The sequence below is a fragment of the Gordonia sp. McavH-238-E genome, from assembly GCF_022348225.1.
Classification (GTDB): Bacteria; Actinomycetota; Actinomycetes; order Mycobacteriales; family Mycobacteriaceae; genus Gordonia; species Gordonia terrae.
In genome coordinates this window covers 235,718-249,028 of sequence record NZ_JAKRFE010000003.1, presented here as the reverse complement: position 1 = coordinate 249,028, position 13,311 = coordinate 235,718, and the positions used below count along the sequence as shown (strand labels likewise).

General features: G+C 69.5%; 12 protein-coding genes. 8 read left to right on the top strand and 4 right to left on the bottom strand.

Going from position 1 to position 13,311, the window contains the following annotated elements:
• Nucleotides 1–71 precede the first annotated feature (71 nt).
• Nucleotides 72–620, top strand: a complete 549-nt coding sequence (locus MHN80_RS05410; RefSeq protein ID WP_033205345.1) for a PaaI family thioesterase — start codon at nucleotides 72–74, stop codon at nucleotides 618–620.
• 13 nt (nucleotides 621–633) lie between these two features.
• Here MHN80_RS05410 and radA read toward each other — a convergent pair whose 3' ends face one another.
• Together radA and MHN80_RS05400 are read right to left on the bottom strand one after the other, a co-directional pair.
• Entirely contained in the window at nucleotides 634–2,013 is a 1,380-nt protein-coding gene (gene radA, locus MHN80_RS05405; RefSeq protein ID WP_239400039.1) for a DNA repair protein RadA, read from the bottom strand.
• A gap of 84 nt (nucleotides 2,014–2,097) precedes the next feature.
• Nucleotides 2,098–2,781 (bottom strand): hypothetical protein, encoded by a 684-nt coding sequence (locus MHN80_RS05400; protein WP_004020904.1) that lies wholly within the window; start codon nucleotides 2,779–2,781, stop codon nucleotides 2,098–2,100.
• A 435-nt stretch (nucleotides 2,782–3,216) separates the two neighbouring features.
• On the opposite strand from MHN80_RS05400, the gene MHN80_RS05395 reads away from it, so the two are divergent.
• From MHN80_RS05395 to ispF, 3 genes are read left to right on the top strand one after another with little or no spacing between them, the layout of a single operon-like run.
• On the top strand, nucleotides 3,217–3,705 hold the full coding sequence (locus tag MHN80_RS05395) for a CarD family transcriptional regulator (RefSeq protein ID WP_004020903.1): 489 nt from the start codon (nucleotides 3,217–3,219) through the stop codon (nucleotides 3,703–3,705).
• Nucleotides 3,706–3,736: 31 nt separating this feature from the next.
• Complete coding sequence (gene ispD, locus MHN80_RS05390) at nucleotides 3,737–4,426, top strand: 2-C-methyl-D-erythritol 4-phosphate cytidylyltransferase (protein WP_239400037.1); 690 nt, start codon at nucleotides 3,737–3,739, stop codon at nucleotides 4,424–4,426.
• Entirely contained in the window at nucleotides 4,426–4,893 is a 468-nt protein-coding gene (gene ispF / locus MHN80_RS05385; protein ID WP_033205341.1) for a 2-C-methyl-D-erythritol 2,4-cyclodiphosphate synthase, read from the top strand. The genes ispD and ispF overlap by 1 nt, the downstream gene beginning before the upstream one ends.
• Here ispF and MHN80_RS05380 read toward each other — a convergent pair.
• Nucleotides 4,890–6,122 (bottom strand): nucleotide disphospho-sugar-binding domain-containing protein, encoded by a 1,233-nt coding sequence (locus tag MHN80_RS05380; RefSeq protein WP_239400035.1) that lies wholly within the window; start codon nucleotides 6,120–6,122, stop codon nucleotides 4,890–4,892. The genes ispF and MHN80_RS05380 overlap by 4 nt on opposite strands.
• Entirely contained in the window at nucleotides 6,119–7,474 is a 1,356-nt protein-coding gene (locus tag MHN80_RS05375) for a hypothetical protein (RefSeq protein ID WP_239400033.1), read from the bottom strand. The genes MHN80_RS05380 and MHN80_RS05375 overlap by 4 nt, the downstream gene beginning before the upstream one ends.
• Before the next feature lie 425 nt (nucleotides 7,475–7,899).
• Here MHN80_RS05375 and MHN80_RS05370 point away from each other — a divergent pair, with 425 nt between their 5' ends.
• The 4 genes from MHN80_RS05370 (at nucleotide 7,900) to MHN80_RS05355 (ending at nucleotide 13,265) form a co-directional block, all read left to right on the top strand.
• The gene (locus tag MHN80_RS05370) at nucleotides 7,900–8,856 is read left to right on the top strand and encodes an alpha/beta hydrolase family protein (protein ID WP_239400031.1); all 957 of its coding nucleotides are present in this window, start codon (nucleotides 7,900–7,902) and stop codon (nucleotides 8,854–8,856) included.
• A gap of 85 nt (nucleotides 8,857–8,941) precedes the next feature.
• Nucleotides 8,942–10,450: a condensation domain-containing protein gene (locus MHN80_RS05365; protein ID WP_239400029.1), complete on the top strand. Its 1,509-nt coding sequence runs from the start codon at nucleotides 8,942–8,944 to the stop codon at nucleotides 10,448–10,450.
• On the top strand, nucleotides 10,450–11,922 hold the full coding sequence (locus MHN80_RS05360; protein WP_239400027.1) for an acyltransferase: 1,473 nt from the start codon (nucleotides 10,450–10,452) through the stop codon (nucleotides 11,920–11,922). The genes MHN80_RS05365 and MHN80_RS05360 overlap by 1 nt, the downstream gene beginning before the upstream one ends.
• Entirely contained in the window at nucleotides 11,919–13,265 is a 1,347-nt protein-coding gene (locus MHN80_RS05355; RefSeq protein WP_239400025.1) for a condensation protein, read from the top strand. Before MHN80_RS05360 ends, MHN80_RS05355 begins: the two co-directional genes overlap by 4 nt.
• Nucleotides 13,266–13,311: the final 46 nt, after the last annotated feature.

The following is a 13,311-nucleotide window of genomic DNA, read 5'->3' as shown; positions in this document are numbered from 1 at the left end:
CGACCGGGCGTCGCCACCGGGCCACATGCCCCCTGACATCGGCCATTGCGATGTGACTAGGGTACCGGGGTGTGAAGAGCAGCAGTTTTGTGGTGCCCGACGAGCTGGACGAGGTGGAGCGCCACCCGAAGGCGGCGAAGGCGGGTGAACCCGTGCGGATGCACAACCCGACGTGCTTCGGCTGCGGGCCGGATTCACCGCAGGGCCTGCACCTGGTCGTCCATGCCGGCGAGGGATTCACCGTCGACGCCTCGATGAAGGTCGAGACGCGGATGGAAGGCGGTCCCGGTGTCATCCACGGTGGCATCCTGAGTACCGCCTTCGACGAGGTGATGGGCACCATCCCGCTGCTGGTCGGGCCGTCCGGGGTGACGGTGCATCTCGAGATCGACTACCTCCGGCCGATCCCGGTGGGGTCGACATTGCAGTTCTCGGCCAACCTGCTGGGCCGGCAGCGCCGGAAGATCTACACCGAGGCGAGCGCCCACATCGGAGACCCGGAGAAGCCGGTGGCGACCGCACACGCGATCTTCGTGACGATCGATGTGCGCAAGCACTTCGCCGAGCATGTCGACAAGAGCTCGAGAGCCGAGGAGTACAAGAGCCGGATGTACCCGTAGGGCCGGCTCACCGTCAGAAGGGCGCGTCCACCGGGTCGGCCGCGCGGAGGCCGACGGCGTCACCGATGTTCGCGACGCGCAGGATCCGAATGCCTTTCGGCAGTTCCTCGTCCGTGGCGGCCGGAATGATCGCCTCCCGGAAGCCGAGTCGCTTCGCCTCGGCGAGCCGGCGGGCGACCGCCGAGACGCGTCGGACCTCGCCGCCGAGCCCGACCTCGCCGATGACGACCGTCGACTGCGGGATGGGCTGATTCTTCACCGTCGAGTACACGGCGAGAGCGATGGCGAGATCGGCGGCCGGCTCGGTCACCCGCATCCCGCCGACGGTGGACAGGTAGACCTCGCTCTTCGCGATCTGCTTCAGGCCCCCGCGTGCCTGCAGGACGGCCAGGACCATCGAGACCCGATTCATGTCCAGGCCGGACACTGCGCGCCGCGGGATGTTCATCTCGGTCCCGTTCGCCAGCGCCTGGACCTCGCCGACAAGGGCACGCTTGCCATCCATCGTCACCAGGGTGGCGCTTCCGCTCACGTCTGAATCGCGCTGGTGCAGAAAGATTCCCGACGGGTCGGGCACCTGGTGGATGCCGTCGTCGCGCTGTTCGAAACACCCCACCTCGTCGGCTGCGCCGAAACGGTTCTTGACGCCGCGGACCATACGCAGCGTCGAATGCCGGTCACCCTCGAAGGCGAGTACGACGTCCACGAGGTGCTCGAGCGACCGCGGCCCGGCCACCGCGCCCTCCTTGGTGACGTGACCGACCAGGATGACCGCGACCCCGCGATTCTTGGCCAGCGAGACCAGGGCGGTGGTGACGGCGCGGATCTGGGTGACCCCGCCGGTGACGCCGTCGGCCCCCGATGCGACGAGTGTCTGCACCGAGTCGACGATCATGAGCGAGGGGGCCACCGAGTCGACGTGGCCGAGGATGGTCGCGAGATCGGTCTCCGCCGCCAGATAGACATTCTGGTGAACCGCACCGGTGCGCTCGGCCCGCATGCGGACCTGCCCGGCCGACTCCTCACCGGTGATGTAGAGCGCGGTACGGCCCTGTCCGGCCCAGTGTTTGACGGCCTCGAGCAGCAGCGTGGACTTGCCGACGCCGGGCTCACCGGCCAGCAGGATGACCGAGCCCGGCACGACACCGCGGCCGAGGACCCGGTCGAGCTCGCCGATGCCGGTCGGTACCGCAGCCGACGCTTCGGCGTCGACCTCGGTGATGCGCAGCGCCGGGCTCGACGGTGCGACCGCAGCCGTCGACCGTGACGAGGTCGGGACGCCCGTGACCTCGCCGATCGTGCCCCACTCCCCGCACTCGGGGCATCGGCCCACCCATTTGGGGACCTGATGGCCGCAACCGGTGCAGCGGAAGGAGGACTTGGGTTTGGCCACCCGGTCAGCCTAGGTGGAGCCACCGACAAGACGAACGAGGCCCGGCGTGTGCCGGGCCTCGTTCGTCGAACAGATCATGGGGTTCTAGTGGCCGCCTTCGCCGTGGCCCTCACCGTCGGCGCCGTGTTCGCCGGTGCCTGCGCCGGAGCCCTCTTCGGCGTGGCCCTCGTCGCCGTGGTGCTGGTTGTAGAACGTCGGCTCGGCGTTGCGCGCCACATCCTGGCGTTCGAGCTCTGCGCCGCCGTCGACCGGGGTGTCGACGGTGGTCTGTCCGGCATCGACCCAGCTGCCGTCGGCCTCGCGCTTCTCGAAGACGAACGTCAGCTCGGTGGTCAGACCGGCTGCGACCGTGTCGCCGGTGTTGTCCAGCTTCACGCTCAGGCGCTTCTCGAACTCGGGATTGGCCCCGACCGGAGTGCCACCGCGGAGCGCCCCGTTGGGCGGGATGATGCGGTCGTCGGCCTCGGCGCCCTCGATGAAGGTGACCTGGCCCTCTTCGGGCTTGATCTCCTTGAGGCGGTAGTAGACCAGGGGATCGGCATTGGCGATCACGAAGGCGAGTTCGAACGGCCCGCCGTCACCGAAGACCGTGGACGCGTCGTTCTCGGGGTACAGGACCTGCACGTCGCGGAGCTGCAGCTCGTCGAGGTTGACGTTCGCGCCGTTCACCGCCGGCAGCTGATTGGCGGTCTGCGAGATCTGACCCGCGCCGCACCCGGTGACACCCAGGGCGACGGCGATGCCGATCGCGGCAACCGCGGTCACCATGCGAGATGGCCGAACCGCCGACCGCCGCGCGGAAAGTGAAAGCACTGACACCCGATCCTCCCAGGTCAAACGAAGCCGACATGCAGCGCGCGAAACCCTGCACTACGCAGCGTAGTGGGCGTGGTGCGGAAAAGTCCGGCCGGGTACCCGATTGCTTCGGCGCACGCGTGTCCGGGACGGTCCGGCGACGCCGCCCCGGGGGTGGCCGGGCGGTCCAACGGGGGCCCGGGCAAGTGGTGCCGACGCGTCGCCGACGGCCTGCCGCGAAAGTCGTCCGTCGGGGCCTCCGGTGAGGTAGCCAACCCTCACCGCGCACCCCTCGCGACCTCGAAAGAGCCTGTCATGAAACGCGTTCACCGCGTTGACCTGCACCGTTGGGTGGGTGCCTCGGAACGCCCGTGCTAGACTGGCTCTACTCGAAAGGGGCAAGGAACATTGAATTTCAAAGTTGGCGACACCGTCGTTTACCCCCATCACGGTGCTGCTCGGGTCGAAGACATCGTGACCCGGACCATCAAGGGTGAGCAGATCGAATACCTTGTTCTCAAGGTTGCCGACGGTGACATGACCGTTCAGATTCCCTCGACGAAGCTCGAGTACGTGGGTGTTCGTGATGTGGTCGGCCAGGAGGGTCTCGACCAGGTCTTCCAGGTTCTGCGGGCCCCGCACACCGAGGAGCCGACCAACTGGGCTCGTCGGTTCAAGGCGAACCAGGAGAAGCTGATCTCGGGCGACATCATCAAGGTCGCCGAGATCGTCCGCGACCTCTGGCGTCGCGAGCAGGATCGTGGCCTGTCGGCCGGCGAGAAGCGGATGCTGACCCGCGCCCGTCGCGTTCTGGTCGACGAGCTGTCGCTCGCCCAGAACACCGACGACGAGAAGGCCACCAGCATGCTGGACGAGGTCCTCGCCGCCGCTTCCTGATCGCCGGTCGCATCTGGTACTGGAACTCTCAGTGACCCCCACGCCGGACCGATCCGGCGCTGACGTGTGCGTGATCATCCCGGCCGCCGGGTCGGGGACCCGGCTCGGCGAGCCGGTACCCAAGGCCTTCGTCGATCTATGTGGCCGCACGATCATCGAACGGTGCGTCGAGAACATCCCCGCGGCGTTGGGGGCATCGGTCGTGGTCGTGGTGCCCGCCGACCTCATCGAGCGGGCTCGCATGCTGCTTCCCGGTGTCCGCGTCGTCGCCGGTGGCGCTCATCGGTCCGAGTCGGTGCGTGCCGGGATCGCCGCAGCCGGTGACGCCGGCATCCTGCTCGTGCACGACGCCGCCCGGCCGCTCACTCCCGCACGTGTCTTCGTCGACGTGGTGGACGCGGTTCGCTCCGGGCATCCGGCTGTCGTCCCCGCGATTCCCGTCGTCGACACCCTCAAACAGGTCGTGTCGGTCCCGGGCGGCCTCGAGCGCGTGACCCGAACCGTCGACCGCGACGAGTTGCGCGCCGTCCAGACGCCGCAAGGATTCACCCGCGACACTCTCCTGCGAGCTCATGCCGATGCCTTCGGTCTCGCCACCGACGACGCCGGTCTCGCCGAGAGAATCGGAATCGACGTCCACCTCGTCCCCGGAGACCCACTTGCCATGAAGATCACCACACCCTGGGACCTGCGCATCGTGCGAGATGTGGTGGGTCGATGATGCGGGTCGGCATCGGAACCGACGCCCACCGCGTCGACCCGTCCGCCCAGTGCTGGATGGTCGGCCTGAATTTTCCCGACGAACCCGGGTGCGAAGGGCACTCCGACGGTGATGTCGGTGCGCACGCGCTGTGCGACGCGGTGCTCTCGGCCGCGGGTCTCGGCGACGTGGGTTCGGTGTTCGGGACCGGTCGTCCGGAGTGGGAGGGTGTCTCGGGCGTGCAGATGCTCACCCATGTGCGAACGCTCGTCGAGGCGGAGGGACTGCGCGTCGTGAACGCGGCCGTCCAGGTCGTGGGCAACCGACCCAAGATCGGGCCGCGCCGCGCCGAGGCGCAACAGGTGCTCTCCGACGCGCTCGGCGGACCGGTCTCGGTGTCGGCGACGACCACCGACGGGCTGGGCATGACCGGCCGCGGCGAGGGGATCGCCGCGGTGGCGACCGCCCTGCTGGACGCCGCGGGCTAACCTGCTGCGGCCAGCAGGATGTCGCAGGCCCGGTCGACCGCCGCGGCCGGCGGGGTCAGGCGTTGGGCCAGCCGCGCGGCGCCTGCCGCGATCGCGGGATCGGTGAGCGGGTCGAGATCGTCCGGACCGAATCGGGCGAGACGATTGCCCGCTCCGGCGTTCGCTCTGCGCAGGGCGGCCGCCCAGATCGGCTGGTCGGCACTCAGCCAGGCGATGACCGATGGGATTCCCGCCCGGGTCGCAGCCGCGGTGGTGCCCGCACCACCGTGATGGACCGCGCCGCGGCATCGCGGCAGCAGGACTTCGTGGTCGACGGGTCCGGCGACGTGCAGAAGTCGATCGTCCTGTGGCAGTGCGTGTTCGGTGTGCCCGATCACGCGGAGGCCGCGACCGAGGAGGCTCGTCACGATGCCGGCGATCTGCTCGTCGGTGATCTTCATGCTGCCGAAACCGACGTAGACAGGCGGCTCGCCGTCGGCGATCCAGTCCAGTGCGGACCCCGTGGCGTCGGTGCCGGCCGACATCGCGTGACGGGTCGCGGTGTCGGGCAACAGGAATCCGACCAGCGGGCGCTGTGCACCCCACTCCTCGGCGAGACCCGGGAAGAACGCGGTGTCGTAGGCCTGGATCTCCGGCACACCGCGCGCTCGAAGTCGGCGCCCGAGAGGGCCTTTCACCGCCGGCAGGCCGAGCTGGCCGCGGAGTCGCCGGTCGGCGCCGCGCACCGTCAGCCAGTACGTGCGATCGGCGAGAGACCACATGGCCCGGGAGACGGGCCGGGGATGGTGGCGATAGCGGACGTCGAGACTTCCGCTGGGGCGCAACGGACAGTAGTGCAACGGCACGAACGGGATGCCCCGACTCTGGGCGATGGCCTCGCCGCGGTCCTGGGCGAGTGGAGCGGTGACCAGCAGATCCGAGGCGTCGGCGAGTTCGGCCATCACCCGCTCGGATGTCGCGCGTCCGTGTTCGGCGACTTCGCCGAGTGCCCGCAGGCGCACGCGCGGATTCTTCGACTTCAGACGCTCTTTCACCAGGGGACTGGCCAGGAGTTCAGCGGTGGAGGGGGCGAGGACCTGCGTCGGCAGACCCGAGGCAGCGGTCATGGTGACCAGGTCCTCCGGCACAGCGAGCCGTACCTCGTGTCCGCGTCGGGTGAGTTCGGCACCGAGGGCGATGGCCGGCTGGATGTCCCCGCGGCTGCCGTGCACCGCAAAAGCGAACCTCATGCGCCCCAGGACTTTCCGGAGATTCCCCAGGCATCGAGCTCGTCGGTGACGAGGGTCCGCAAGGATGCGGTGTTGGGAATGCGGACCGGGTCCAGAGAGCTGACGCTGAACATCACATGGTCGTCGTTGACCGCGAGCCACCCGCTGATGCCGCCCTTGCGATCCCGCAGCCGTGCCGGGTCACCGGTGGCGGTGATCGCCCGGATCGACAGTGCCCCGGGCGTTCCGGTGCCGAGGGTCGCGAACTCGTCGGGTGCCTGGCCGACGTTCGACGCCAGACACAGCGGCGTGGTCACGTTCGATGCGAGGCGTCGGGTGATCGGCTTGCTCAGCGCCTGCAGCACGACGGCCCGTTGCGCAACGGCGCCCGAGTTCGCGGCCAGTCGTCCGTAGGCGTCCTTGCAGGCGGTGCGCACCGCCGTGAGGTCGTCGTAGCGTTGCGGGTCCACCTCGACGAAAGCCGTTGCGCCCGAGCTGGCATTCGCGCGCCGGTCATCGAGCGTCCGGGACGAGACGGGCAGCGACACCGGGACGACGTCACCGGGCGACACGCGGCCGCTGCGTTCCAGGACGCCGACCATGAGGGCGGCGAACAGGCTGTTGTCGGTGCCGCCCCGCGTCTTGGCCGCCGCGGTGTAGTCCGCCTGCGGGATCAGGACCGTGACGTTCGGTGCGGTCTCGGCGTCGGAGACGTCGGTCCCGGGTGCCGGCCGACCGGTCACGCGCACCGGCGACGCCGGCGGGGTGGAGCGACTCGCGCGCCAGATCCGCACCGTGGTCCGGCCGGCGGTCCACAGCAGATCGGCGGCATCTCGGACGTCGGAGACCAGGCCGGGTTCGGCACCGGGGACATAGTCGAGGCCGTGGATGGCCTCGATGACCGCCACCGCGCCGGTCCCGCCGTCGGCGATGACATGGGAGATGATCAGCGAGACCAGCACGGAGTCGTCGGCGGCGGCCCGTGCGACGACGAGCCGCCAGGCCGGCCCCTTCTCGAAGTCGAGCGGCGCGTCGGCCTGGGTCCGGCCCCATGCCTCTTCGTCGCCTGCGGGTACCGGGTCGTCCTGCACCTCGACCGCGCCGGCTTCCGGGGTGTAGCGCCAATACGCGCGGCCGGGCCCCCGATGTCGTGTGACCAGCCGGCTCAGGCGTCCGTATCGCAGCTTCTGGCCCAGCGCGGTGATGGTGTCGACATCGACGGAGCCCGGAAACCGCCACAGTGTCTGATTCACGACGGGAAGACCGAGGACGACATCCATCCGGACGAAGAGGTCGTCATCGGCCGTCAACCGGTCGACGACGGGTCCCGGCGACGACTGTTCGTCGTGGCGGACCAGCGATGCGAAGTTCATGTCTGCCCTGCTGTTGATGGATGCACGCCGTTGGTGATGCACGTCGGCGTCGGTCGAGGTCGGTCCCGGCGTCCGGGCCATGCTAAGGTAAGCCAACCCTAGGCCAGGCGACGGGTGTCGACAGCGCCCCGGACGCCGCAGGCTTCTTACCACAGGTCGCACTGCGTCACTTGACTCGCGATCGTTGAGGAGCGGTTTGCTAGTACACGATTAGCTTGCCGAACTATCAATTCGGGTTCGATCCGGTTACTGTCGTGACCATCGTGAGACCCGCCGGGGTGCTGCCACGACGTCTGTCAGCCCCGAAAGCCTTGTCAGAAGATGACTTTCCCGCAGAACTCGGAGGACGCGACGACATGACGGGTATTTCCCGCCGAACACCTCATCGCCGCGGAACACAGCGCACCTTCTTCACTGTCGCAGCCATGACGGCGGTGCTCGGTCTCGCCGGTTCGCTCGCCGCCGCCCCGGCGACAGCAGCGCCGCAACGCCCCGTGATCGAGCGGTCCGTCCCCGACGGTCCCCACACGCATCTTCTCGACGTGTACTCCGCCGCGATGGACAAGACGATCAAGGTGCAGGTCGTGACACCACGCACCGGAACCGGGCCGCGCCCGTCGCTCTATCTGCTCGGCGGTCTCAACGAAGAGGACCCGAACAACAGCATCTGGACACTCAAGACCGACGTGGCCGGGTTCTACGCCGACAAGAACGTCAACGTCGTCATGCCCATCGCGGGTGACGGCAGCTTCTACACCGACTGGCAACGCGACGACCCGACGCTCGGGCGCTACAAGTGGGAGACATTTCTCACGCGGGAACTGCCGTCCCTGATCGACGAGCGCTTCGACGGCAACGGTGTCCGCGGGATCGCCGGTCTGTCCATGGGTGCCGGTGCCGCGCTTGTACTCGCGGTCCGCAACCCGGGCTTCTACGACGCGGTGGCGGCCTACAGCGGCTGCTTCACCACCACGGGTCCGGCCGGTCAGGCCTACCCCCGGGGGATCGTGGCAGCCTTCGGCGGCAACGCCGACAACATGTGGGGCCCGCCGGGCGATCCGGCCTGGGCCGAGCACGACGTCGTCGCCAAGGCGGCCAACCTGCGCGGGTCGACGGTCTACGTCTCCACCGGAACGGGCCGCGCCGGCCGGTACGACGCGCCGGGTTATCCGGGCAACGAGAATCCGACCGACCGCCAGGTCATCGGCGGCGCCATCGAAGTCGGCTCCCTCTGGTGCACGCAGCAGTTGGACGCCCGACTCGATCAGCTGAACGTTCCGGCGACCATCCGCTACGTCGACCCCGGCACGCATTCGTGGCCCTACTGGGTCGATCAGCAACGCGAGAGCTGGCCGACCCTCCGACGCGGACTGGGTCTGTGAAATCCCCGTACCGCACACACTCCTGAACACATCCGAACACCCGCGCCGATGGCGCACGTAGACGACAGAAGGTAGGTGGACTGCAATGGAATACACCGAGCTGACCGACTATTCGATGCCCGGCGGCACCGTCACCGCCTGGGAGCCGCAGGTCGACGCCGAGGAATGGCAGACAGACTCACGCCAGCTGTCCTACATGCATCTCGAGCACGCCCGGCGGGCCGTCCGCGAGGGTTCGGAATGGTACAGCCAGTGGATCGGCACGGCGTTCCGGATCGAACATCGGTTGGACCGGGAAGCACTGTCCCGCACGATCATCGCCTGGTATCGCCGCCATGAGGCATTCCGGACCTCGGTGCGCGTCCACGAGCCGGATCATCCGCAGGGCGACCTGACCCGCATCACCGTTGCCGCCGACGCGATCACCGTGCGCGAGCGGGATTTCGGGGCCGACCTGCCCGCCGGCGAGGTCTCCGACCTGGTCATCGACTACTTCAACCGCACGGTCACCCCGCTCAGCTGGCCGCACTGCATCGCCGTGACGGTGGAGCCGACCGGCGACGACAGCGGGTTCCTGCTGGTGTTCGCAGCCGACCACACCGTGATGGACGCGTACACGCAGGTGTTCGCCATCCGCGAGCTCACCGCGCTCTACGCCGCCGAGGTGACGGGTGAACCGCACGCGCTCAACGACTTCGGCAGCTACCTCGACTTCAGCGACGCCGAACGGAGGCTCGGCGAGCAGATCGACGCGAACAACGCCGCGGTCAGCCAGTGGCGCGACTTCTTCGACGACACCCCGACCGCGGTGCAACCCGAGCCGATCCCGCGTTTCCCGCGGTTCGAGGTCCCGTCCGACTCGCCGCGCACCATCGTCTCGGAGCGACTGCCGGAGAACGGGTTCCAGGCGACTCTGTCGCACTGGTTGCTCGATGCCGCGGACACCAAGCGATTCGACGCCGTCTGCAAGGGGGCCGGGTCGTCGATGACGGCCGGGATCTACACCGCGCTGTCGATGACCTCCGCCGCCCTGTCGGGTAGCGCCGATCTTCGCTTCATCGGGCCGGTGCACACCCGCAACGCCATCGAGTGGGGCGAAGCCGTCGGCTGGTTCGTCGGCATCATCCCGGTCGCGGTCCGGCCCGGCCGCCCGGCGAGGTTCACCGACGCCCTGACGACGGTGGCGGCCACCTCCGCGCAGTACAAGGCCGTGGGGGCCGCCCCGTTCGCGCCGGTGGCCGAACTGATCGGCGGCGACGTGACGCCGCCCGGTTTCGTCGTGTCGTACATCGATCTCCGGCACGCCGAGGGTGCGGCGGAGTGGACCCCGCGCCAGGCGCGGGTGCTGCGCAGCGCGACGCGCGACGCCGACGAGGTCTACTTCTGGATCAACCGGATCCCGACCGGCGTGAACGTGTCCGCACGATTCCCGGCCGACGAGAACGCCGGGGCCGTCGAGGTGTTCCTCTCCACGTTCCAGGCCATCCTCAGGACGATCGTCGCCGACGGTGACTGCGAGTACACCTATCGAGCGGTCGAGTCCGTGCCCGCCGGCGTGCACACCGGAGGGTCGACGGCCGCTCTCGGCAGCTGATGACCGGCGCGCTGCGGTCCGGGTTCGCCACCCCCCGATTCGCCACGCCCCGGTTCGGTACCCCGGGCTCGGTGGTCGTGCCACTTCGCGGGCATCTGACCGGCGGTCGGACCGTCGAATGGGCACTGCGCGATGCCGCGCGCGTGGGCCGGGCCGCGCAGCGGTGGGGTACCGGGGTGTCGTTCCTGCAGTCCGATCACCTGGCGACGATGGGCGACAAGCGGCGACGCGGTGAGATGCACACCGGATTCCTGCTCGCCGCACTGCGATTCGACACCCCGCTCGACGAGGGTGCGATGGCCGCGGCGCTCACCGAGTTCGTCCGTCGGCACGAGGAGCTCCGCGCCCACTACCGGCCGGGACCCGATGGCCCCGAGCGCTGGGTGAGCCCACCGCGGGAGTTCGTGATCGAGGTCGCCGGCACCGAGCCCCTCCTGGTCGACGACGCCGACGTCGGGTCGTGGGTGGGCCGTCGAGCATCGGAATGCGCTCGCGCGGAACTCGTTCCGGGTTCATGGTGGGCGGCGACGGTCGACGACGCCGGGTTCACCTTCTTCGCCGCCACGGATCACGCGCACGGCGACGGATACTCGTCGGTGCTGGCGCTCACCGAGATCACCGCCCTGTACCGGGCGCACCGGGACGGCGCGGGGGCCGATCTGCCTGCACCGGGCGCATTCGGACCTGCGATCCTCGCCGAACGGTCGGCTGCGGCCGCCCTCGCCGCCGACGACGACCGAGTGGCCGTGTGGCGGGAGGCCCTGGCGGACAACGACGGTCGCGCACCGCTGTGCCCTCTCGACCTCGGTCTCGCCGATGACGCCGCCCCGGTTCCCGCGGTCGCGGTGGAACAGTGGCTGCTCGACCCCGATGCGCTGGCGCGCTGCGACGCCCGGCTGGCGGCCACCGGTGGCGGGTTCGCCGGCCTTCTCTACGCCGCGCTGGCCGTGCGGCATCGCGAGATCACCGGGGAGTCGCGCTTCTTCGTCTCCACGGTGCTGGCCACCCGCGACGCCGGGACCGCATGGACCCAGGGCTGGTTGTGCAATTTCGCGCCGATCGTGGTCGACCTCCCCACCGGCGCGCGAGCGACGTTCGACGATGTCGTGCGCACGGCCGGGAACAGCGTTCGCGCCGCTCGGAACGCGAGTTCGGCACCCGCGCACGGGGTCCTGGCGATCCTCGCCGCCGAAGGCGTCTTCCGGGGCCTCGACGGCAGCCCGTACATGGTGTCCTACACCGATCTGGCCCGGCTGCCGATCGGCGACGACCCGGCACTGGCGACGATGCAGACCTCGAGCGGCGTCGGCCCCACCCGAAATGCCAACCTCTGGTTCACACGGACTCCGGCGGGTCTCGTCGTCCGGTGCCATCTCCCCGACAACGACGTCGCGCGCGCATCGGTCGTCGAACACCTCGCGCGTGTCGGCGCCATCTTGAACGACTACGCGAGCGAGGAGACCGTGCGGTGAAGCTCTCGAGTTCGGAGACATGGGAGGTCGAACCGGGGGAACTGGTTCGCTGGCTTCCGGTACCGGCGGGATCCGCGGCGCCGGCGAATGTGCCCGTGTCGGAGAACGAACGGTTCCATCTGGACTCGATCGCGCAGGGGCAGCCCGGCTGGATCGCGCTCACGCTCGACTTCGCCGAGCGGATCGACCTGGGCCGTCTGGGCGCGGTCGTGTCGACGGTCATCGCCCGCCATGACGTCCTGCGCTGCCACTACACCGCGACCGACGCCGGTTATCAGCGACTGAGCCATGGCGGCGTCGACATGACGGAGGGCTCGCACGAGGCGGATGCCGGACTCGGACCCGCGACGTTCGCGGCCGCGCTGGCCGAGCGGATCACGGCGACCTGCAACCCGTTCGAGCCGATGCCGCACTTTCTGGCCGCCGTCCGGAGGTCGTCGAGCACGACACTCGTGTGCGGCTTCGACCATTGCTATGTCGACGCGCGGTCGATGGCGCTGCTGTCCTCGGAGATCTGCGAACTGCTCGCCGGAGCGGCGCCGGCGCCCGCGGAGTCCGGCCTGGACGCGCTGCGTCGGGTGGCCGGGCACGAGGCGGCGGTGACCCCCGACGACGCCCGACTGGGGGAGTGGGAACAGTTCCTCGCCGCGACCGACTGGCAGGTCCCGGAGTTCCCCGTCGACCTCGGTGTACCGGCGGGTGCCGCCGCCGAGATGCGCACGATGGTGACGACCCTGCTGCCCGGTGACTCGGCCCGGGCGTTCAGTTCCGAGGTCCATCGGCACGGCGGGCGGACGTACCCCGCGATCCTCACGTGCGCGGCCAAGGCGGTGAAGTCGATCGGCGGACCCGCCGAGGTGGCAACCGTGGTGCCCACCGGCACCGGCGCCGGGCCCGGGTGTGTCGGTTGGTCGGTCGGCAACGCCCCGCTGCTGATCACCGCCGGCGACGATCTGCTCGAGGCCCTGCCCGTCAACACCGCACGGCTTGCCGCGGCCCTGCCGCTGGCCGAGATCGGCCTGACGCCGGTCTACGCCGCCTTCGGGCATCGGCTTCGCCAGCGTCGCAGCGACGTGTTCATGATGTCCTACGTCGACTACACGCGGCTTCCCGGTCCGCATCCCGGGGTCCGGGCCGAGCAGGTCTCCAGTTCCAAGCCGACCGACACCGCGCAGTGGTGGTTCTGGCGGGATTCCGACGGTATCCACGTCCGGGTGCGGTATCCGCACACCGAGCGTGCGGTGGCCGTTCTGGGCACGATCCTCGACGAGATGCGCTCGCTGGTCGCCGCGGTCGTCGCGCGGACGGCCGAGCCGGTCGCCGCCTCCGGCGAACGTGCGTGAGGTGTACGCACCTGCGGCTCGGGCCGTCGGTGGCCAGGTCAGGGTC

Excerpts from the sequence above, each read along its gene's own strand:
- MHN80_RS05400 (WP_004020904.1), bottom strand. The coding sequence starts at position 2,781 with ATGGTGACCGCGGTTGCCGCGATCGGCATCGCCGTCGCCCTGGGTGTC.
- ispF (WP_033205341.1), top strand. The coding sequence starts at position 4,426 with ATGCGGGTCGGCATCGGAACCGACGCCCACCGCGTCGACCCGTCCGCC.
- MHN80_RS05380 (WP_239400035.1), bottom strand. The coding sequence starts at position 6,122 with ATGAGGTTCGCTTTTGCGGTGCACGGCAGCCGCGGGGACATCCAGCCG.
- MHN80_RS05375 (WP_239400033.1), bottom strand. The coding sequence starts at position 7,474 with ATGAACTTCGCATCGCTGGTCCGCCACGACGAACAGTCGTCGCCGGGA.
- MHN80_RS05370 (WP_239400031.1), top strand. The coding sequence starts at position 7,900 with ATGACGGCGGTGCTCGGTCTCGCCGGTTCGCTCGCCGCCGCCCCGGCG.
- MHN80_RS05365 (WP_239400029.1), top strand. The coding sequence starts at position 8,942 with ATGGAATACACCGAGCTGACCGACTATTCGATGCCCGGCGGCACCGTC.
- MHN80_RS05360 (WP_239400027.1), top strand. The coding sequence starts at position 10,450 with ATGACCGGCGCGCTGCGGTCCGGGTTCGCCACCCCCCGATTCGCCACG.